Genomic DNA, 21,659 nt, shown 5'->3' with positions numbered 1-21,659 from the left:
GGAATGTCAAGAATGGGCAATTCGTGTTACATCTCTTCATTTATGCTTTCTTTCCTCAGTTTTTCAAGCGTTTTCGTAATGATTTCATGCGGAAAGCCTTTGCGTTGTAAAAAGGGGCCTACTTTGTTGCGCATCTCCTGAAACGAAGCGAACGACATGCGCCCGTATTTTTTTCGGGCAATCGCAAGGCACGCATCTGCCTCGTCATCAGGCTCAACACGGGAGAGCGCGGCTTCAATGTCGTCTCCATCCACACCTCTCGCCTGCAGTTCCTGACGCAGCAGATGCCTGCCCCGCGGTTTTAAACGCAGTCTCTCATCCACCCACAACCTTGCGTATTCCTTGTCATTAATATACGTACGTTCAATAAAGCCTGCTACCGTCTCCTCCGCTACCGGCTTCGGAAAGCCTTTATCAAGCAAGTGGCGCTTCACTTCTTCAGCCGTCCTCGGCCTGTGGCTGATATAACGCAGCCCGTACTGGATCGCTCGATTCTTCTCTTCAGCAGCGAGCACCTCCCGCATATCCGCTTCATCAAGTTCCCGTCCTTTATTGAGCCGATACTTAATTAGCACATCTTCATGAATAGCAAAGGCATATTCGTCATTAAGATACACATTAATGCGATGCTTATTTTTCTTCTGTCGTTCTAAGCGTGTAATAATCGTCGTGGGCTGCTGTTCTTCCTGCACCTGTGCACCCTCCTTATACATGTTTATAGAAAAAAGAAAGTCTGCCAGCTCTACACATGTAAAGCAAGCAAACTTTCTCTGTCGTACAAACACCGAATTACCGGTGATTATTCAAAGTCCATTACAAATGCTTCGTCTTTATTATCCTGCTCAGCCGGCGGAAGCTCCACGCTCTGATCCAAGCTGTAATGTTCACGAATCTTCACTTCAATCGAATGGGCAATATCCGGATTTTCCTTTAAGAACTGCTTAGAGTTCTCACGGCCTTGGCCTAATCTCTCTTCATTGTAAGAATACCAGGCACCGCTCTTATTAACAATATCAAGATCCGTCCCGATATCGAGCAGGCTACCTTCACGGGAAATGCCTTCACCGTACATAATATCTACTTCAGCTGTCTTAAAAGGCGGCGCTACTTTGTTCTTCACAACCTTAATCTTCGTGCGATTTCCTACCATATCATTACCCTGCTTGAGCGTCTCTACGCGGCGCACATCCAAACGCACGCTGGAATAGAACTTCAACGCTCGTCCGCCAGGTGTCGTCTCCGGATTACCGAACATGACACCGACTTTCTCACGGAGCTGGTTAATAAAAATAGCAATGGTCTTGGATTTATTGATGGCTCCAGCCAGTTTACGCAGGGCTTGGGACATCAGACGCGCCTGCAGACCAACATGGGAATCCCCCATCTCACCCTCGATCTCTGCCTTCGGTACCAGCGCAGCTACTGAGTCTACTACGACAATATCAATGGCACCGGAACGCACGAGCGCTTCTGCAATCTCAAGTGCCTGCTCACCCGTATCCGGTTGAGACAGCAGCAATTCATCAATATTCACACCCAGCTTGCGTGCATATACCGGGTCAAGCGCATGCTCAGCATCAATAAAGGCAGCGGTGCCTCCTGTCTTTTGCACTTCAGCAATCGCATGCAGTGCGACTGTTGTCTTACCAGATGACTCAGGACCATAGATTTCAATGATCCGGCCGCGAGGGTATCCCCCGATACCCAATGAAATATCAAGTGCAATAGAACCGCTGGATACAGTAGATACCTGCTGTGTTGCAGCCATCTCCCCCAGTTTCATTACGGAACCTTTACCGAATTGTTTCTCGATTTGGCGCAGGGCCATATCTAAAGCTGCTTTGCGATCGGACAAAGCCATCGCTCCCTTCATTATATTTATATCAACGTCTTCGTTGCTTGTATCTCTTACCAACGTAATTTATTGTACTCTTTTTTTAGGCGTTTGCCAAGTACTTTTCGCGAACATTTATTCGCTTTTATTAATTATTTTACATTTTTTTACATATAATTGTAAACTAAATATTTTGTAATGTTGACAATAAGATGGATTTACTTTTACCCTAAGAATTAGTTAACTTTTTTTACCCATATGGCTGTACGAAAGGAGACTTTCACTTGAAGTATGGAGACGCATTATTTATTACAGGGACAGACACAGGCGTTGGTAAAACAATGGTCACAGGATATCTGCAGGCACTGTATGCCACTGGAGGCTACCGTACAATTCCGTATAAGCCAATACAAAGCGGCGGAATACGTCAGGGCCAGCAGGTAATTGCTGAAGATGTAGCATTCTATCAATCCTTGTCTTCTCTCCCTTATGAGCAGGAGATGCTTTGTACGTATTGTATGGAACCCGCAGTCTCACCTCATTTAGCTGCAAAACAGGTCGGGATGACTATGGAATGGGGGCGCATTGACAACCACCTTACTATGCTTCGCAAACATCATGATCTTGTATTCGTAGAGGGAGCCGGGGGACTCGCCGTACCATTAGCAAAAGATGAACGCGGCCTTTATATGACCACAGATCTTATTGCGCGCCTCCAGCTTCCACTGCTACTTGTTACACAGCCTGGACTCGGCACAATCAACCATACCGTACTGACCGTGGCATATGCGAGACAAAAAAAGATTCCGATTCTCGGCCTCATCATTAATCGGATGCCTGAGAATCCAAGTGAGATGCATATCGACAACGTGCAAATGATGAGTGAGTTAACCGGCCTGCCCATCCTAGGTACGCTGCCTGAAATGGACGGTACAGCAATGGAGACATTGCGCAGCCAGCAGACCCCATGGCCCAACTATATTGATATGACTATGCTTATGACACGTTTACAGCAGGTGAAAGAAGAGCCGCTACAAATAAAGCAAACGGAGGGATCAGCATGCAACTAAACATTCATGAATTGGAAACATGGGATAAAGAATATGTGTGGCATCCGTTTACACAAATGAAAACGTACCGACAGGAGAAGCCGTTGATTATTGAACGTGGGGAAGGCAGTTATCTATACGATATTGAGGGAAACAAATACTTGGACGGTTATTCATCGCTTTGGGTCAACATACACGGCCACAGCCATCCCGAACTTACGGCAGCACTGCATGAGCAGGCACAAAAAATCGCCCATTCTACGCTGCTTGGCGCAGCCAACGTTCCCTCCATCCTGCTCGCCAAGAAGCTGGTAGAGATCACACCGGCAAAGCTGACAAAAGTATTCTATTCGGACGCCGGCTCAACATCGGTTGAAATCGCTCTTAAAATGGCCTATCAATACTGGCAATTGAAAGATCCAGTGCGGTTCGCCGGAAAAAAGAATACGTTTATTTCTCTAAAAGAAGCCTATCATGGTGATACAATCGGGTCGGTCAGCGTTGGCGGCATGGATACGTTCCATCATATTTTTAAACCGCTGCTGTTTGATCGAATCGAAACGCCAGCTCCTTACACCTATCGGCTTACTGAAAATAATGATCCTGCTGCATGTAAAGCACTCTGCTTGCAAGCACTTGAAGACTTGCTAAAAGAGCGACACGAAGATGTAGCCGGTCTTATTATCGAGCCTTTGGTGCAGGGAGCGGCCGGCATGATCACCGCACCGGACGGTTTTCTGCGCGGGGTACGCGAACTGTGTACGCAATATGATGTACTGATGATCGCCGATGAGGTCGCTGTTGGTTTCGGACGTACAGGCACGCTGTTCGCCTGCGAGCAGGAGAACGTAGAGCCGGATTTTCTCTGTATTGCCAAAGGCATTACGGCAGGCTATCTACCGCTTGCCGCCACGCTGACGAGCGAAGAGGTGTTTGAAGCGTTTCTTGGTGAGCCAGAAGAGCTGCGCACGTTTTTTCACGGGCATACATACACGGGGAATCAGCTTGCCTGCGCCGTAGCATTAAAAAATATCGAACTTCTCGAACGCGACGGCCTGATCGCCTCGCTGCCAAAAAAGATTGATTTTCTTGCACAAAAACTCTCCCGCTTTTCCGATCTTCCTCATGTAGGGGATGTGCGACAGCGTGGAATGATGGTTGGCATTGAATTGGTGCAGGACAAAACAAGCAAAAAACCTTTCCCTAAGCATCTGCAAGTCGAACACCATGTAATTTTACATGCGCGAGAACATGGGGTTATTATCCGCCCGCTTGCTCCGGTGATTGTACTCATGCCGATTCTATCCATGAGCATTGAAGAGCTTGAGCGTCTCGTCGATGGTACCTATGCGGCCATCGAAGCTGTAACAGCTAGGGCCTATGCTAAAGAGAACTAACAGAGTTTCAGCTTCGCACTCCACAAAAAGAGCCTGCTTGCTATCAGCATAGCAAGCAGGCCCTTTTATATTATCTAGCGCTTAGAGCGCGGTTTGGCTGGTTCGATATTCACACGCTTGCCCTTAATACGAGAATGGCGCAGCGCTTCATATACGAATGGTGCAATCTCCTGATCCACTTCAATAAACGTGAAGTTATCAAAAATATCGATGCGGCCAATGGCTTTGCTAGAAGTGCCAACCAACTCGGAAATTTCCTTCACCAAATCTGGTGGGCGAACATCTAGGCTGCGGCCAATATTCATGAAGAAACGCACTTTTCCCTTTGATGCGCCTGTGTCGCCGAAGTCATAGACTTCTTCTTGGGCGGAAGAGACGGAAGGTGCAAAGGCAAGGGATAATGCCGCCGCCGTGAGCTTCTCAAGTGAATATTCTTCTTTTAACTGATTAACCACTTCAAAGAACGGCGTCATATCTTCGTCGCCTTCAACCAGCGCAATGAGCTGCTCTTTCCAAATGCTTTGCTGGCGTTCCATAACTTCTTCCAATGACGGTACGTTGCGGGACTCAAGTGAGGATTTGGAGATTTTCTCGATCGTGCGCAATTGTTTCATCTCACGCGGTGTAACAAGCGTCATAGCGATGCCTTTGCGCCCTGCACGACCGGTACGGCCGATACGGTGTACGTAGCTCTCCGGATCCTGTGGGATGTCATAATTCACCACATGGGACACATTCCCTACATCAATGCCGCGTGCCGCTACATCGGTAGCAACCAAAAGCTCAATGGTCGAATCGCGGAAGGAGTGCATAACCTTATCCCGCTGGGCTTGGCTTAAGTCACCGTGCAGTCCGCTTGCTAAATATCCGCGTTCCTGCAGCGCTTCCGTCAGCTCATCTACGCCTCGCTTCGTGCGGCAGAAGACGATGCCAAGCTCGATCTCTTCGCTATCGAGAATACGGCACAGACTCTCAAGCTTGCTTCTTTCAAATACTTTATAATATACCTGCTGAATGGTAGGCGCTGTTACTTCCTTACGGCTGATAGCAACCGTCTGCGGCTCATTCATATATTTACGGGCAAGACGCTGGATTTCCTGCGGCATCGTTGCTGAGAATAGCAGGGTTTGACGCTCGGTTGGCGTTTCTTTAATGATGGATTCGATATCCTCCTGAAAACCCATGTCAAGCATCTCATCAGCCTCATCTAGCACCAGCATGCTTACCTGGTCAAGACGCAGCGTTTTGCGGCGCAGATGGTCAAGCACCCGGCCTGGCGTTCCGATTACAACTTGCACGCCTTGCTTTAACGCACGAATCTGGTGTCCAATCGACTGTCCGCCATAAATGGGAAGCGTGCGTACACGCTTGTATTTGGCAATCTTACGCAGCTCGCCTGAGACCTGGATGGCAAGCTCCCGGGTCGGTGTCAATACAATCGCCTGTACGGCGTTTTTATTCGTCATTTTTTCGATAAGCGGAAGGCCAAATGCAGCCGTTTTTCCAGTACCTGTTTGGGCTTGGCCAATCAAATCGCCGCCTTCAAGAATTTTCGGAATACATTGTTCCTGAATCGGCGACGGCTCCTCAAAGCCCATATCGTGTATGGCCTGTTGAATCGTTTTATGTAGAGCAAAATCAGAGAAATGTGCCATTTAAAAACCACCTTTTTTTATTCGTTCAAGCATTGTAAAGATCGCATGCTTTGCGGCGCGTAGCTGAATGGCGGAACGCTGTCCAGATAGGCGAAACGTTTTTACATGCGTGTGTACTCCATCGCTTGCCCCCACATACACAAGTCCAACCGGTTTATCTTCCGAAGCTATGGGGCCTGCTTCCCCGGTAATTGAAATACCATAGTCAGCTCCAAGCTGAATACGTACCTGCTCAGCCAACACACGAGCCGTTTCTTCACTAACCGCCCCATGCTTGGCCAGTACATCCCTTGGTACATGAAGAAGATTCATTTTGCTGTCATTCGTATAGCAGACGATCGAACCTTGTAATACCGCAGAGCTTCCGGGAACCGATGTGACCATATGACTCACCCAGCCTCCTGTAATACTCTCTGCAAAGGCTACATTCTCTCCACGTTCCCCTAGCTTCTGCACAAGTACAGCTTCAAGCGAATCCTCATCATATCCATAAATGAACTCACCAACACGCGCTGCAATTTCCTGTTCTACGACGCGAATCATATGTTCTGCTTCGGCAACACTTTTCGCCTTAGCAGTAAGACGAATCGTCACTTCGCTTTCTTTTGCCAGCGGAGCAATCGTCGGATTGGACTGACCATCAATAAGATCAAGCAGCGCTTCCTCTAAGGCCGATTCTCCAATACCGAAAAAACGAAGCACCCGAGAGTGCACCACATATTGATCGCTAATGAGGGATAGGAGATGCGGAAGACCATACGTGGTGAACATCGGATATAACTCCCGCGGCGGTCCAGGAAGCATCATCACATACTTTCCTTCACTCTCGACAAACATACCCGGCGCCATCCCGTGGTCATTGGGCAGCACGTGACTTCCTTCGATCACAAGCGCCTGCTTGCGATTATTCTCAGTCATCGTAATACCGCGCCGCTCAAAGTAGGACAGGATACGACACAGCGCCTGCTCGTCATGTACAAGCGAACGATTCATCGCTCGTCCTACCGTCTCCTTCGTTAAATCGTCTTTCGTCGGGCCAAGCCCCCCAGAGAAGATAATAAGATCCGAGCGTGTAAAAGCTTCATTAATTAACGCATACAGCCGTTCGGCATTGTCACCGACAACGGTATGATAATAGACGCCGATACCTACTTCGGCAAGCTTTTGCGAGAGGAACTGGGCGTTCGTGTTAGCAATTTGTCCAAGCAATAGCTCTGTTCCGACCGCAATAATCTCTGCTCTCATGCGCAAGCTCCTTCCAACAAATCAACCGCTAGGTGGCGGCTCGATTATTACGAGAGCGGAATTACCTTTTTGTTTTTTACAAAGTATTCCACTCCAGAAACTATTGTCATAATGACCGCTGCCCACACCATGACGGTTGCAAATGGAATATGCCACGTTTCAAACGGGAAGTTCTGCAAAATTAACGCAGCCACCGCTACAATTTGCAGTACGGTTTTCCATTTCCCAAGCTTGCTTGCAGCAATAACCAATCCTTCTGCTGCAGCTACTAGCCGGAGTCCTGTAACGGCAAATTCACGGCTAATAATAACGACCGCCACCCAGGCATCTAGGCGCTGCATTTCGACAAGCGAGATCAATACAGCAGAGATCAGCAGCTTATCAGCCAGCGGATCAAGGAATTTCCCCAGGTTGGTGACCATCTTGCGCGAGCGGGCAATGTACCCATCGAGCCCGTCTGTAATCGCGGCAATAATAAAAATAAGTGCGGCAATAAATTCGCTGTATGTAATATAGACGCCCCCGACTTTAATTGCCCCGAGATCGTCAAACCGCACAAGCAAAAAAATCATAACCACCGGCACGAGAAAAATTCGTGCCAGTGTAATCCGGTTAGCCAGGTTCAACTAGATAACCTCCCCCGCAAGGTCAAAGTCGTATGAATGCGTAATACGTACCGGAACAATTTGTCCCAGTTCTCCTTTATACCCGCTCACGAATACTTCGCCGTCAATTTCTCCAGCATCATACTGCGAACGTCCAATATATATATCATTCTTACCGTCATATCCTTCAATTAAAACAGAAACAACTTTGCCTACGAAGCGTCCGTTGCGTCCATTGGCCACTTCTCGCTGCACTTCCATCAGCTCATTGGCACGACGATCAATGATATCTTGCGGAAGCTGGTCTTCAAGGCGAGCCGATGCGGTGCCTTCTTCCTGTGAATATGTGAATACGCCAAGGCGGTCAAATTGTACCTCCCGTAAAAACGCTTTGAGGTTCTCGAACTCCTCTTCAGTCTCACCAGGGAAGCCCACAATGATGGAGGTGCGAAGCGCCACGTCAGGGACAGCGGCACGGATTTTTGCGATCAGCTCGCGCGTATCCCGCTGACGTCCAGGACGCAGCATCCGTTTTAACACACGGTCTTCACTGTGCTGCAGCGGCATGTCCACATATTTGCATACTTTTGGATTTACCGCGAACTCTTCAATCAATTCATCTGTGAAGTATCCCGGGTATGCGTAATGAAGACGAATCCATTCAATACCGTCCACCTTAGATACTTCACGCAAAAGCTTATGCAGCACGCGCTCCCCGTAAATATCCGCTCCATAATTCGTAGAGTCCTGAGCGATCAAGTTCAACTCCTTCACACCTTGTCCCGCAAGCTCTTTGGCTTCTGCTACTACCGATTCGATGGTACGGCTGCGGAAGCCGCCGCGAAGCTGCGGGATAATACAGAATGTGCACTTATTGTCGCATCCTTCCGCAATTTTGATAAAGGCAGAATACGTACCCTTCTCCACTTTGCGCCGGGCTACATTCTCATATGAAAATGCAGGATTCCCAACAAAAATCGGCTTCTTTCCTGCTAGTGATTCTTCGATAATATGATTGATTTTATCAAAATCACCCGTACCGACAATGCCATCGATTTCAGGCATCTCATCCATCAGCACTTCCTTGTAGCGCTGGGTTAAGCAGCCTGCTACAATGAGTGACTTCAGATGGCCGCTCTCCTTTAGATCAGCTACTTCTAGAATGGTATTGATAGATTCTTCCTTCGCTGCATCAATAAAGCCGCATGTATTCACGATGACAACGTCTGCTTCCTGGGGGTCTTCCACAAGAATATAGCCACGCTCATCAATGAGCTGCGACATAATATCTGAATCGACGAGATTTTTCTCGCACCCGAGCGTGATGATTGCTACTTTCTCGGCTGTTGCTGTCTTATCCACTCTTTTTCCTCCGTCCGGTAGACAAAAACGTCTAATTTTCCACCTATCAGTATAATATACTGAAAAAAAGGTGTCAAAAGAAAAGCCCCTGAGATCCAGGGACTATTTGCGTACAATCTTAATTCGCTGCGAGTTATTTGCTTTCGCTTCCGATGTATCAATCGGCTGTCCGTTCACGACAACTTCTACATCCCGTGCTCGTACAATGCGAAGCCGTGCTTCATTGCCCTTGTCCGGCGGCACTTCAAACGTCGCACTTTGACCTTCTTGAATGGTCTGCTGAGTAATGACACCATTTACCCCTGCAATGTCCATCCAATGATTACCTGACTTTGCAGTCACCTTCACGACAATCTTGTCCGCTCCCGTCAGCTCAAAGTTCATCGTTGAACCGGTTTTTGGCTGCGGAGTCACCTTGCCGGAGACGGCAGGCTGCTGCGGTTGAGCAGGTTGCTGCGGTTGCTTTGTTGGTGTATTATCTGGCGGCGGAACAAAAATGTCAGGGCTCTTCTCTGGCGCCTGCTGCTCTTTTGGCGCTGTCGTCTGTGGTGTGGGCTGTTCTTTATCTTTAATAAAGTAGTTCACAGACGCGTAAATAACGCCAAGGACTAAAATAGCAAACAAATACAGCAGAATGCGAGAAACCCATTTGCTGCTGTTTCCGCTCTTTTCCTTACGGCTCTGGCGGCTTTGCCTAAGCGGTGTAGGTGCTTCCTCCACCTTTGGGGGTGCAGGCAATTCGGAACTATACTGATTGATCAGCTCATCAGCATCCAATCCAACTGTTTCCGCATAGCTTTTTATAAAAGCACGTACATAGAAATGACCCGGGAGTACATCAAAGTTCCCGTTTTCAATTGCTTCTAAGTAGCGTCGTTGTATTTTGGTTGCCTCCTGCACTTCAGCAAGTGACATTCCTTTCTCCTGTCTGGCTTTTCGTAATGCTTCTGCGAGCTCAGACAAATCATCCACCTCCTACTTCTCCAAGCTTTTCTATGGCATATCAAAGCCGGAGAAACCTGTTTCTACATTTTCGTATGTAATTTCTTCGTCCGGATGGTTACGCAGTTCAATGATATAGTCAAAATCAGACAATTGATATTCCGTCTCGCGAATGAAGATGTCCGGATGTTCAATGACTTTTGTATACGGCATGCGTAAAATCTCACGCATGAGCATGGCATGACGCTCCGTACTACGCATCGTTGAAACGATACCATCAATTAAATATACATGCTGATTCCCATTCATCTCTTCTGTTGTCAACTGGTTGCGCACCGTTTGCCTAAGCAGCGTGGACGAAATAAACGTCCAGCGCTTATTGGCGGATACACACGCAGCGACGGTCGACTCCGTTTTTCCTACACGCGGCATGCCGCGAATTCCAATCATTTGATTGCCTTCACGCTTAAAAATCTCGGCCATAAAATCAACCAAGACCCCAATTTCTTCCCGCACAAAGCGAAACGTCTTCTTATCTTCGGCATCACGTTCAATATAGCGGCCGTGCCGGACGGCAAGCAAATCCAATATCGTAGGCTGACGCAATTTGCGCAGCGTTATATTATCAACTTTTTCCAAAACACTGCCCAATAATTCAATTTTTTTGGCATCATCAGTTTGAATCAACATGCCGCGGCGGCGATTGATGGTGCCGTTCAATGATTCGACACCGTTAATAGTCACGATATTAATGGACAGCATTCCGAGAATAGAGGCGACATCCCCCAGAAGTCCAGGGCGATTCTTATGAATTTCGTATTCAAGATACCAATCTTGTTTTTCGGTTTCCATCTTACCTATAACGCCCTTTCTCTGCATGATTCTTACATAACGACACTATTCTACACTAAAAAACACAATCCTTCCAATATAAAAAGCCGTGAATTTATAAAAAAGCGTATAAAAAGGAAAAATCCCCTCAAATAAGAGGGGAAGCAAGAAGAAGCGTTTACTGCTTCTTGTTCTGCACGTAGTTCACCATCACGCCTGCCATCGCATGGCGCTGCTCTTCCGTACCGGCATCCCAAAGTTCTTTTAGCAGGCGCTCCTGCTCATTTTTTGGGTCTACCTGATTGGACAGGTAATTTCCGATTTGGTATGCCATGTTTTCCATCGTTTCCTGTTCCATTCCGTTGGTAGCGGCTTGTGCTACGCGCTGTGATAAGAAATGTTTCCAATCCTGAAAGTTATCAAGAACTGACATGTCGTGTACCTCCTTCATGATCATGTAAAGAGGGTTCCGTCCCTCCATGTATAACATGCGTTGCTTGAAGGCGTTTTATGCATAAAAGAAGCGCCATACTTTTGCTATTAACAGTGCCAAGCACCGTTCGGACTGATGATCTGTCCATTAACATAGCCTGCCTCTTCGCTAGCAAGGAAAACAGCAAGCGCAGCAATCTCCTCAGCCGACCCCATACGGCCGGCTGGAATTTCTTCTACAATATCTGCCAACTCTTCCTCGCTAAATGCATCCGTCATCATGTCAGTTGCAATAAGCCCTGGCGCAATGCAGTTAACCGTAATACCTGAGGGTGCAACTTCCTTGGCCAACGCTTTCGTAAAAGAAACAACCGCACCCTTCGCAGTCGAATACAATACCTCATAGCTTGCACCGGTCAATCCCCACACGGATGAAACCGTAATGATGCGGCCAAAACGATTGCGCACCATATGATCAATAGCTAGCTTGGCGCAGAAAAACGGAGCGCGCACATGTACATTCATCATCTTCTCCCACTCTTCTGCACGTACGTCCTGCACCATCCCATACATACTTATGCCAGCATTCAATACAAGAATATCAGGTGCCTGTGCCAATTGACTGTACAACTGCTCCGCTCCATCAGGAGCCGAGAGGTCAGCACGGGCCACCCATGCCATCACCCCTGCCGCCCGGCACTGCTCCGCCAGCTGCTCTACCTCTTGCGCAGAGGAGTGGTAATGCAGCGTAACATTATATCCGGTACGGGCCAAGCGCAGGGCAATCGCAGCCCCGATACCCCGGCTCGCTCCTGTTATGCAGGCGTGTCGATGCGACTTCATTTTGTTCTCCTCTCCAACCATCTCTCTACTGCTCAGGCGATGTTACGATGGACACTGCAAACTGATCGAAATCAATATGCTCTCTCATCCGCGTCTGTACCTCGTCTAGTGTCATCGCTTCGAGCACATCTACGCGAGCAAATAAATCTGTGCCGCCAAAGCGATATTTTGTGAATGAATTGGCGATAAATTCAACCGAGTTCAGTGCCCGCAGAAATTCTCCTGTTTTCTTTTTCTTCGAAAGTTCAAATGCGTCTTGCTCAATTCCTTGAGCCAGTATATTTTTTAATTCGCCTTCTACCATTGATACGAGCGCATCCGGATCTTTTGTATCACCTCCGATAATCGAGAAGCCGTACGCAGGCTCACCAGAATAATCCGCCCCGAATCCGCTGTTAATCAGTCCGGCATCGTAGAGTTTCTGATACAAATCTGAACTTGGGCTAAACAAAATATCCAGCAGAATTTCTGTTGCCACTTCCTGCTTCAGCAAAGCTTCACCCGCAAGGCCCGCTTTTTTATCCTTAAAGCCGAACATGCATTTCGGAATACCGACAGGCAGATGCACAACCGAGCGCTTCTTGGCTACCGTCTCTGGCTCTTCAGGATAGAAGCGTTCAATCGGCGCCTGTTTGTCATACGATTTTTTTGCTTGATTTTGCCGCACAAGTTCCATCATCTCTTCCGGATTAACTGCACCTACGATAAAGAGAAGCATATTGGACGGGTGATAGAACGTTTCATAGCATTCATACAACAAGTCTTTTGTAATTTTGCTAATGGATTCCACTGTACCAGCAATATCAATCTTTACCGGATGATTGTGATAATAATTGGCAATCAAACCGAAATACACACGCCAATCAGCATCATCATCATACATGCGAATCTCCTGGCCGATGATTCCCTTCTCCTTCTCCACATTCTGGTCCGTAAAGTGCGGGTCCTGCACAAAATCAAGCAGTGTCTCTACATTGTGCGGCACATCCTGTGTGCTTGAAAACAGGTAGGCTGTGCGGTCAAAACTGGTAAATGCATTCGCCGACGCACCGTGCTCCGCAAATTCGGCAAATACATCGCCTTCCTTCTGCTCAAACATTTTGTGCTCAAGGAAGTGTGCGATCCCATCCGGTACGCGCAGTCGTTCCTTGCCAGGAGCCTGGAACTCATTATCAATTGAGCCGTATCGAGTCGTAAATGTCGCATACGTTTTGCTGAACCCTTCCTTCGGGAGAATATAGACCTCCATCCCGTTGTCGAGTTGTTCATAATACAACGTCTCATTTAATCGTTCGTAGCGTTTTGTTTTCATTGTCCATCCTCCTTTCCACGCAGGAAATATACTGTATCAATCTCTACTTTTTGAGCCACACGCGCAATATCGTCCTTGGTTGTATTTGAAATCCCTTCAATAATTTCCTCGAGCGAACGGCGACGCCCAGCCAAGCGGCCGCTGTAATCCATATTGGCAATTGCTGCCGCGCTATCCCTCGTCTCACGCAGTTGATTAATGAGCATCGCTTTCGTCTGGTTCAGCTCAATATCCGAGATCTCACCGCGCTTCATCATGTCAAGCTGCTCTTTAATTATGTGCAGCGCCTGATCATAATTCGCCGTCTCAATGCCTGACATAATCATGCATAATCCCTTTTGCGTCTCCAATTGGGAAACCGCATAATAAGCAAGCGATGCTTTTTCCCGCACATTCATGAATAGCTTAGAATGCGGAAAGCCACCAAGCACGCCATTATACATCATCAGATGCACATAATCGTCATCCGCGTAGCTAATTTGGGTACGCATGCCGATGTTCAGCTTGCCCTGGGCAACGCTCATTGTTTCTACTACATCTTGTTCTTTTGCCACCTCTTTTTTATATGGAGTAGGCGGAAACTCCTTTACACCTGATGGGGTCAGCGGGATGTATTCACTTATAAGCTTCGTTACGTTTTCGACCTCCACATCCCCGACTACATATACATCTACCGGGTATGAGGACAATACCTCTTGATAGAATGCATACAGTGATTCCGGTGTAATCTCAGGAATCTGTTCACGAATTCCGTAAGCAAGCAGACGGTACGGTTCATCCTTAAACATCTCTTCGGTTAGACGCTGATTGGCATACCGCATCTTATCATCAATTAAGCCCTCGATCCGCTTGGTTAGCGCCTCCTTCTCCAACTCAACCACTTTCTTGGTAAATGCTCCATTCTCTACAAGCGGCTTCGTGAGCACTTCACCGATAAAACGTAAACCATCCTCAAGCAGCGGACGAGAATCGGCGAGAAACTTCTCATTAGCGATCTCAAGGTAGAATTGTATAATTTGCCGCTCACCACGCTTCATTACGCCTGCATTAAAAATGGCGCCATACAGCGAATCAAGATGGCGCTGCAATTCTGCAGGATTTGGATAGCGCTCTGTGCCGCGCTGCAGCACATTTGGCAGCAGCGCCCCCTTCGTTACAAGCTCTTCTGTAAGCGGTAGCTGAATATGTATCAAAACCGTTGTTGTTTTAAACTTTTGTGTCGGCAATACATGAATGCCGAGACCTTCTTGTTCACGGCTAACAAACGATAATTCGTTCATACACTCGCTCCTTTCTTTTGCTTATATTGTACCTGATTTAGCATATGATACCAACAGCACTACATATCAGACTCATATACATGCCGCTCTTCCTGTCTGCTTTCCTCATTCGTCATCGTATGAAACCGACCACATGCCTCCTCTAAGCATAGCATTCCCGTGAGATTGCTATCCTGATAGGGCATGCTGTACTCACTGCCGCAATACGGACACTTCCACATAGAAAACTCCCTTTCGTTCTTTGAATACACTGCGCTGGATACACCACGTGCCATGAATCGCCGAAGGACACGCATTTGTCTATAGTCTGCACGCCGAAAAGAGTTTTATGTCCTGTATTGTCCACTCAATTTGAAGTATATACCCACAAAGAAGCTGCCTTCCACAAAGAAGACAGCTTCTCCCTCATTATTTCCACGTATCGGTTAATGGTGTTGCCATGATCAATGAATCCAGCATCCGAATCCAGCCGCGTGCCGCACATACATCCGCTTCCGCTTCCACCAGATCTTCCGTCGTATTTAACAACCTGGCCAACTCCCCAATATCGATCCGGCCTCTTTCCCACACGATTTTCAGAAACTCATTTCGAAACATAGCAAACCCCTCCCTTTATGTCCTCTTGTACGTATCTATGCTTTATTATACAAATACCCTGCGGCGCATTTTGTCTAACCTTGTCATCCCACACACAAAAATTTTTCGTTTTGTTCTGGCAAAATCCCGCATATTTTTTGGAGTACGAAACCATATCTCGCATACTTGCGTACATACCAGTACAATAATGAAGCCAGATGGCTGTAAACAATCTATCACAAAGGACGGTTACTATGTGGAAGCAATGGCGACAGCGCCTTAAAGAATGGTGGCTTGACTCCCCTCATTCACCCGGTACACTTATTAAAAACCGTTATATAATCACCCGTGTCCTCGGTATGGGCAGCTATGGGATTACCTATCTGGTAAGCGACCAAAAACAGAAGACACAACGCGTACTTAAACAAGTACGTCCTAGCCGATTGCATACGCCGAAGGGGAGAAGTGTATATGAATACGAGGTCGCGTTGCTGCGCTCCTTAGATCACCCGCAGATGCCCGAGGTATTCGATGCCTTTGAAGAAAATGGGCAGCTCTATTACGTAATGACCTACATCTGCGGCCAGACAATAGAGGATATGCTGTTTGAAGAGGGGGCAGCATTTACCGAGAAGGAAGCATGGCATGTGATCCTTCGCATTCTTCCTCTACTTACGTACCTGCATGAAAGAAAGATCATTCATCGAGATGTGCGCATTCCGAATGTGATCTGGCATAACGAAGAGGTCTATCTCATTGATTTTGGATTGGCCCGCTATGTTGGTGACTCTCCCTCCTATCTTGAGGCAACAGGGGATCACTACTGGGTGGAAAAACAGTTAAAACGTGAGGTACATCCTCGCAGCGATATTTATGCGCTTGGGCATTTTCTTCTGTTCATGCTATACAGCACCTATGAGGACACCAAACGACAACCTGAGCGAGGCTGGGAGGAGGAGCTCACGCTTGCACCCGCGACGGTTCGAATCCTTAGGCGCATGTTGCAGTTTGACGAACCGTATGCAGCAGCAACAGACGTGGAAGCGGACATTCGTGCATTTCTCTATGCAGATGAAGCGTAAAAAAGAGCCGGGACAAATAATCCCCGCTCTTTTTCTATAAATGCATGCAATTTACATAATATAATTATACTTTATTCGCTGCCCTTTGCCTTCTCGTTCTCTGGATAGGAGATCCAATCGCTCCAACTTCCCGGATACAGTACGGCATTTTTGTAACCTAACCGCTCAAGAGCAAATAGATTTGCACAGGCGGTAACGCCAGATCCGCAGTATACGATCACTTCCTTTTCCTGCGGCAGTGTAGCAAAATGCTTGCGCAGCACTTCGTCATCACGCAAAAAACCACGTTCATCCACCACTGCCTGCCAATCGTAATTCAATGCACCAGGTATGTGACCGCCAACCGGATCAATCGTCTCCTCTTCACCCGTATATCGGTTATATGCACGCGAGTCAATCAATACAGCGTTCTTGTCCCTTACGCTTTGCTGCACATCTTCCACGCTTCGCAGCCATTCCTGCTGTACATGCGGAACATAGCTTGCAGGGGTACGCAAGGTGACTTCTGCCGTAACAGGCTTACCTTCTTGCTTCCATGCGCTGTACCCCCCGTCAAGCAGCGCAAGCTTTGTATGACCGACATAACGCAGTACCCAGTATGCCCGGGCAGCCATTGCTCCCTTTTGATCATCATAGAGCACGATCGTCGTCTCGTTATTGATCCCCGCCTCACCGAGCTTCATTGCAAGTAGAGAAGCATCAGGCCATGGATGACGTCCTCCATGCTCTGATTTCGGCGCTGATAGATCTTTCTCCAGATCAAAATAAACCGCACCTGGTATGTGAGACTCTTCGTACACTCTTCCACCTTGATCTGAGGCGCCCAGCACAAACCGGCAATCCATTGTCACAAAATTTGGGTCATGCAGATGCTCTGCAACCCATGAAACCGACACTAATGTATCCATCCTATCCCCGCCTTGTCTATGTATTACTCTCCGGTAAACTCCGGCTTACGTTTTTCTTTGAAGGCTTGTACCCCTTCCTTATGATCGGCTGTACTCGCCATTACCGTTTGCGCATTGCGCTCCATCTCCAACATCGCCTCTAAGTCAGCTGTTAGTGCTTGATTTGCCAGCTTTTTAACCATCGCATACGTACGGGATGGACCGTGCGTTAGCCTCAGCGCCAAATTTTTCGCTTCTTCCATAAGTTGATCGGACGGGTATATTTCGTTTACAATGCCCCATTCCTGCGCTTTTGCTGCGGAAAGCACCTTACCTGTAAACAGCATCTCTTTAGCTCGATATGTTCCAAGTGAACGAGGAAGGAAGAACATCCCACCTCCATCCGCTACAAGACCGATCTGAGCAAATCCTGCCGAGAATTTCGTATCCTCTGCAGATATGATCAGATCACACGCGAGAGCAAGGCAGATGCCCGCGCCTGCCGCATACCCATGTACTGCAGCAATAATCGGCTTCTCAAGCTGACTCATCGATCGAACTAAATAATTGAGCTTTCCTACAAATTCATGAATCGTAAGCGGAGTGAAATCTCCCATGCTCTTCACATCGCCACCGGCACAAAATGCCCGGCCTGCACCGGAGACAATAACTACTTTTACTTCGGTATTGCGTGCCGCTTCCTCCATCGCCTGCACCAATCCGTCCAGCATTTCTTCACTGTACGCATTTAGCGCCTCAGGTCGCTGCAGCACGACCGACATTACTCCCTGTTCGATTTCAACACCTACTACAGACGTCTGCACATTCATATGCGCTGCCTCCTTTACGTTTGCAGGAATTTTTGTTTCTGGCACGAAATACATACCAAGTACTAACAGAGTTTTAATTGCTGAATCATTAGAATTTACTGTTTTTTATCGTAGCAGGGAATGATTAATAAAGTCAATGTTTGTTCACAAACCTTTAGAGAATCCTTACTATAATAGATAGAAGTATGTTTATAAAGTATGTAGGCAAATAAATCGGAGGTGTACGCCAAGACCGGCAACGATAATGAGTGAGAAATATGTTTACTTATTTCACGAAGGTAATGCAAGCATGAATGAACTTCTCGGGAGAAAAGGGGCCAATCTGGCTGAAATGACGAGCCTTTCTTTACCGGTTCCCTCAGGCTTCACCATTACGACGAGTGCCTGCCGCCGTTTTTATGAGGAAGGCAAGGTGATTCATCCGGATATTATGCAAGAGATCTATCCGGCGCTTCACATGCTCGAAGAGACTGCAGGCAAACGCTTCGGCCATCCAAGCAATCCGCTGCTCGTCTCAGTTCGGTCCGGTTCTTCTACCTCCATGCCCGGTATGATGGACACTATTCTTAACCTTGGACTTAATGATTACACTGTGACAGCTCTTGTGAAGGACAAGAAAAACAAGCATTTTGCTTATGATTCTTACCGCCGCTTCATTCAAATGTTCAGCTCAATCGTCCTCGGTATTGATGAGAGCTTATTTGAGGATGAACTGGAGAAGATGAAGCTTCTCGCAGAGGTAGAGCAGGATTCGCAGTTGACGAGCGACCATCTGCTTGACTTGATTTTGATATATAAAGAAATTGTGCTAAAAGAAACCGGAAAGAAATTTCCTCAAGACCCAAAAGAGCAGCTTCTGGCCGCCATCGGGGCTGTATTTGATTCATGGTATAATCCGCGAGCGATGTTCTATCGCAGAATCCATAAGATCTCCGATGATATCGGCACCGCTGTTACGATCCAGCAGATGGTCTTCGGTAATCTTGGAGCAAATTCCGGTACAGGCATCGCATTTACCCGCCACCCATCTACTGGAGAAAATGAATTGTTCGGCGAGTTCATGTTCAACGCACAAGGAGAAGATATTGTAGCGGGTATTCGTACACCGCAGCCAATGACCATACTGCGGGAGCGTCTGCCTGACACATTTGATCAGTTTGAGACGATCGCTACGAATTTGGAGAAGCACTACCGCGATGTACAGGATATTGAATTTACCGTAGAAGAAGGAAAACTGTATGTACTGCAGACCCGCTCTGCCAAACGAACAGCCGAGGCTAACATCAAGATCGCTGTAGATATGGCAAATGAAGGCGTAATTACACGCGAGGAAGCAGTTATGCGCATCGATCCGGCAGCGATTGTGCCGCTAATGCAGCACACGATTGATCCGAACGCCGAGCTAAATATTATCGGCACTGGTCTTGATGCAAGCTCTGGCGCTGCAACGGGTATTATTGTATTCGATGCAGAAGAAGCCGAGCGGCTCCACCGGACAGGCCATTCTGTCATTCTTGTACGTCAGGAGACGACGCCTGAAGATATTCATGGAATTCTAGCAAGCGCTGGTGTGCTCACCACCCGGGGTGGCGTTACCAGCCATGCTGCGGTCGTCGCCCGCGACCTGGGTACACCATCTGTTGTCGGGTGTGAATCATTCAAAGTTGATATGGAACAGCGGGAACTGCATACAGACACAGGTATTTTAAAAGAAGGCGACATTATCACAATTTGCGGCTCGACCGGACGGGTAATCCTGGGTGAAGCACCGCTTGTGCCGCCGAAATTCTCCAAGGAATTCTGTACGCTTCTCGATTGGACAAATGAGTTTAAGACGATGAGCGTCTACAGCAGCGTAAACACGCCGCAGGAGGCGGAACTGGCGCAGCGCATGGGGGCAGAAGGTGTTGGGCTATGTCGAACTGAGCTGATGTTCATGGAGCCGGAACGCCTGCCGATCGTGAAGCGGATGATGCTGGCCCACAATCAGCGCGAACGGAAAAAAGCGCTCAATGAGCTCATCCCCCTGCAAAAATCGGACTTCCATGGAATCTTCCGAGCGATGGAAGGCAAGCAGGTTACGATCCGGCTGATCGATCCACCGCTCCATGAATTCCTGCCGAATCCGGCAGCGCTTGCCTTAGAAATAGAGCGGGCGCATGTAGCTGGCAATGAGGAGGTCGTAGCCGAAAAAGAAGCGCTGCAGCAGCGCATCGAAATCCTACATGAGCTTAATCCATCCTTTGGACATCGCGGCTGCCGGATCGGGATTACGTATCCAGAAATTTATGAAATACAAACGCGGGCCATTGCGGAAGCCGCATTGGAGCTAAAAAATGAGGGAATCACTGTTTATCCTCGGATCATTGTACCGCTCGTCAGCGATTTTCGTGAGATGAAGGTGGTACGGGAAACCGTGGAAGAAACGCTGCAGCAAGTATTCAGCATTTATCGGGACCGCATCGACATTCCGATCGGTGTGTTCATTGAGCTGCCGCGCGCATGCATCACAGCCGATCAGATCGCTCAATATGCTGACTTTTTCACCTTTGGCACAAATGACTTAACACAGGCCACTTATGGATTCAGCCGTGACGATGCGGAAGGCAAGTATCTAGCCTATTATTTGGACCATAATATCTTGCCGGAAAATCCGTTTATTTATCTGGATGAAGATGGCGTAGGCAACCTTATCAAAATCGCTATGCAGCAGGGGAGAAAAAGCAAGCCCGACCTGCGAATCGGCGTATGCGGCGAACATACAAGCGAGAAAAACTCTGTGCTCTTCCTGCAAAATGCGGGAATGAACTTCATCTCTTCGGTGCCGCAGCGCATCCCGGGCGCACGTATTGCAGCCGCCCAGGCCGCAATCTTAAGCAGCAGACACGCCGCCGAGAGAGACGGGCAATAGCATCAAAAATAAAGGGACTGTCTAAAAAGTGCCTTTACGCGTAAAATGCACACAAAACAAAAAGCCAAGCATGTTGATGTAACAGCATGCTTGGCTTTTCCTTTTATCAAGGTTTCAGCTGGAATATGACTTTCCGGACAGCCCTTTATTTACCTTCTTCTAACGGTTTTAGTTCGAACCCTTCCTCAAACAACTGCGAATAGCGAATATCAGGGAACGGAACGTCCGTATGCGTATAATAACGTGTATCCATCACGATCCGTCCATCATCCGGAAACCCCAAATTATCCAAATACGGCTTCGCAATCACCAGACGCTCCTGAATCTCAGACCATGATTCAAATTGCCAGCAGATCTCTAGCTTATCATTGAAGATGCTGAAATGTACGCCTGTCTCCGTCAAAAAAGGCATCACTTTTGTATGCATAACATCTCCACTCCAGACAACCATATCCCCGTTCTTTAAGAGCAAGCCGCGCGCATACTTCTCATCACGATAAATATTTTTGGCATCACGCCGTGTTGGATTCGTGCATAAAAACAAATCATCCATGTTGCCCATGTAATCCACCCCGTGTCTATCTTT

21 protein-coding genes are annotated in these 21,659 nt (G+C 47.7%); 4 read left to right on the top strand and 17 right to left on the bottom strand.

All coding sequences use genetic code 11. The annotated features are described in order from the left end of the window. Nucleotides 1–26: 26 nt before the first annotated feature. Complete coding sequence (locus tag AB3351_RS08565) at nt 27–692, bottom strand: RecX family transcriptional regulator (protein ID WP_371146708.1); 666 nt, start codon at nt 690–692, stop codon at nt 27–29. A 107-nt stretch (nt 693–799) separates the two neighbouring features. Next, nucleotides 800–1,855: a recombinase RecA gene (gene recA / locus AB3351_RS08560; protein WP_371146707.1), complete on the bottom strand. Its 1,056-nt coding sequence runs from the start codon at nt 1,853–1,855 to the stop codon at nt 800–802. A gap of 263 nt (nt 1,856–2,118) precedes the next feature. On the opposite strand from recA, the gene bioD reads away from it, so the two are divergent. Beyond that, nucleotides 2,119–2,904 carry a dethiobiotin synthase gene (gene bioD / locus AB3351_RS08555; protein WP_371146706.1) on the top strand — a complete coding sequence of 262 codons (786 nt, stop codon included), beginning with the start codon at nt 2,119–2,121 and terminating at the stop codon, nt 2,902–2,904. Next, nucleotides 2,895–4,280 (top strand): adenosylmethionine--8-amino-7-oxononanoate transaminase, encoded by a 1,386-nt coding sequence (gene bioA, locus AB3351_RS08550; protein WP_371146705.1) that lies wholly within the window; start codon nt 2,895–2,897, stop codon nt 4,278–4,280. Before bioD ends, bioA begins: the two co-directional genes overlap by 10 nt. 74 nt (nt 4,281–4,354) lie before the next feature. Here bioA and AB3351_RS08545 read toward each other — a convergent pair whose 3' ends face one another. From AB3351_RS08545 to AB3351_RS08490, 12 genes are all read right to left on the bottom strand, one after another. Then, a complete protein-coding gene (locus tag AB3351_RS08545) occupies nt 4,355–5,935 on the bottom strand; it encodes a DEAD/DEAH box helicase (RefSeq protein WP_371146704.1) in 1,581 nt (526 codons plus the stop codon). After that, nucleotides 5,936–7,180 carry a competence/damage-inducible protein A gene (locus AB3351_RS08540; RefSeq protein WP_371146703.1) on the bottom strand — a complete coding sequence of 415 codons (1,245 nt, stop codon included), beginning with the start codon at nt 7,178–7,180 and terminating at the stop codon, nt 5,936–5,938. Between the two features lie 47 nt (nt 7,181–7,227). Beyond that, nucleotides 7,228–7,806, bottom strand: coding sequence for a CDP-diacylglycerol--glycerol-3-phosphate 3-phosphatidyltransferase (gene pgsA / locus AB3351_RS08535; RefSeq protein ID WP_371146702.1), 579 nt, complete (start codon nt 7,804–7,806; stop codon nt 7,228–7,230). Continuing rightward, nucleotides 7,807–9,147 carry a 30S ribosomal protein S12 methylthiotransferase RimO gene (gene rimO, locus AB3351_RS08530; RefSeq protein WP_371146701.1) on the bottom strand — a complete coding sequence of 447 codons (1,341 nt, stop codon included), beginning with the start codon at nt 9,145–9,147 and terminating at the stop codon, nt 7,807–7,809. It lies immediately after the preceding gene. Between the two features lie 102 nt (nt 9,148–9,249). After that, nucleotides 9,250–10,110, bottom strand: a complete 861-nt coding sequence (locus tag AB3351_RS08525; protein ID WP_371146700.1) for a helix-turn-helix domain-containing protein — start codon at nt 10,108–10,110, stop codon at nt 9,250–9,252. A gap of 30 nt (nt 10,111–10,140) precedes the next feature. Beyond that, nucleotides 10,141–10,941 (bottom strand): DUF3388 domain-containing protein, encoded by an 801-nt coding sequence (locus AB3351_RS08520; RefSeq protein WP_371146699.1) that lies wholly within the window; start codon nt 10,939–10,941, stop codon nt 10,141–10,143. 157 nt (nt 10,942–11,098) lie between these two features. Then, nucleotides 11,099–11,353 carry a DUF3243 domain-containing protein gene (locus AB3351_RS08515; RefSeq protein ID WP_371146698.1) on the bottom strand — a complete coding sequence of 85 codons (255 nt, stop codon included), beginning with the start codon at nt 11,351–11,353 and terminating at the stop codon, nt 11,099–11,101. 107 nt (nt 11,354–11,460) lie between these two features. After that, nucleotides 11,461–12,195: an elongation factor P 5-aminopentanone reductase gene (ymfI, locus tag AB3351_RS08510; RefSeq protein ID WP_371146697.1), complete on the bottom strand. Its 735-nt coding sequence runs from the start codon at nt 12,193–12,195 to the stop codon at nt 11,461–11,463. A 25-nt stretch (nt 12,196–12,220) separates the two neighbouring features. Further along, nucleotides 12,221–13,507, bottom strand: a complete 1,287-nt coding sequence (gene yfmH / locus AB3351_RS08505; RefSeq protein ID WP_371146696.1) for an EF-P 5-aminopentanol modification-associated protein YfmH — start codon at nt 13,505–13,507, stop codon at nt 12,221–12,223. Then, the gene (yfmF, locus tag AB3351_RS08500) at nt 13,504–14,787 is read right to left on the bottom strand and encodes an EF-P 5-aminopentanol modification-associated protein YfmF (RefSeq protein ID WP_371146695.1); all 1,284 of its coding nucleotides are present in this window, start codon (nt 14,785–14,787) and stop codon (nt 13,504–13,506) included. The genes yfmH and yfmF overlap by 4 nt, the downstream gene beginning before the upstream one ends. 59 nt (nt 14,788–14,846) lie before the next feature. Beyond that, nucleotides 14,847–15,008: a hypothetical protein gene (locus AB3351_RS08495; protein WP_371146694.1), complete on the bottom strand. Its 162-nt coding sequence runs from the start codon at nt 15,006–15,008 to the stop codon at nt 14,847–14,849. Between the two features lie 187 nt (nt 15,009–15,195). Further along, a complete protein-coding gene (locus tag AB3351_RS08490; protein WP_371146693.1) occupies nt 15,196–15,384 on the bottom strand; it encodes a hypothetical protein in 189 nt (62 codons plus the stop codon). A gap of 233 nt (nt 15,385–15,617) precedes the next feature. Here AB3351_RS08490 and AB3351_RS08485 point away from each other — a divergent pair, with 233 nt between their 5' ends. Further along, nucleotides 15,618–16,445, top strand: a complete 828-nt coding sequence (locus AB3351_RS08485) for a serine/threonine protein kinase (protein WP_371146692.1) — start codon at nt 15,618–15,620, stop codon at nt 16,443–16,445. Between the two features lie 71 nt (nt 16,446–16,516). On the opposite strand, the gene AB3351_RS08480 is transcribed toward AB3351_RS08485, so the two are convergent. Beyond that, the gene (locus AB3351_RS08480) at nt 16,517–17,353 is read right to left on the bottom strand and encodes a sulfurtransferase (protein ID WP_371146691.1); all 837 of its coding nucleotides are present in this window, start codon (nt 17,351–17,353) and stop codon (nt 16,517–16,519) included. A 23-nt stretch (nt 17,354–17,376) separates the two neighbouring features. Further along, nucleotides 17,377–18,162, bottom strand: a complete 786-nt coding sequence (locus tag AB3351_RS08475; protein ID WP_371146690.1) for an enoyl-CoA hydratase/isomerase family protein — start codon at nt 18,160–18,162, stop codon at nt 17,377–17,379. Between the two features lie 244 nt (nt 18,163–18,406). On the opposite strand from AB3351_RS08475, the gene ppdK reads away from it, so the two are divergent. Next, nucleotides 18,407–21,073, top strand: coding sequence for a pyruvate, phosphate dikinase (ppdK, locus tag AB3351_RS08470; RefSeq protein WP_371146689.1), 2,667 nt, complete (start codon nt 18,407–18,409; stop codon nt 21,071–21,073). 145 nt (nt 21,074–21,218) lie between these two features. Here the strand turns inward: ppdK and AB3351_RS08465 are convergent, their stop codons facing one another. Further along, nucleotides 21,219–21,635 carry a hypothetical protein gene (locus tag AB3351_RS08465; protein ID WP_371146688.1) on the bottom strand — a complete coding sequence of 139 codons (417 nt, stop codon included), beginning with the start codon at nt 21,633–21,635 and terminating at the stop codon, nt 21,219–21,221. Between the last annotated feature and the right edge of the window lie 24 nt (nt 21,636–21,659).

Source organism: Aneurinibacillus sp. REN35, assembly GCF_041379945.2.
Lineage (GTDB): Bacteria > Bacillota > Bacilli > Aneurinibacillales > Aneurinibacillaceae > Aneurinibacillus.
The sequence above is the reverse complement of the archived record's forward strand: the minus strand, read 5'-3'. Positions and strand labels throughout refer to the sequence as shown.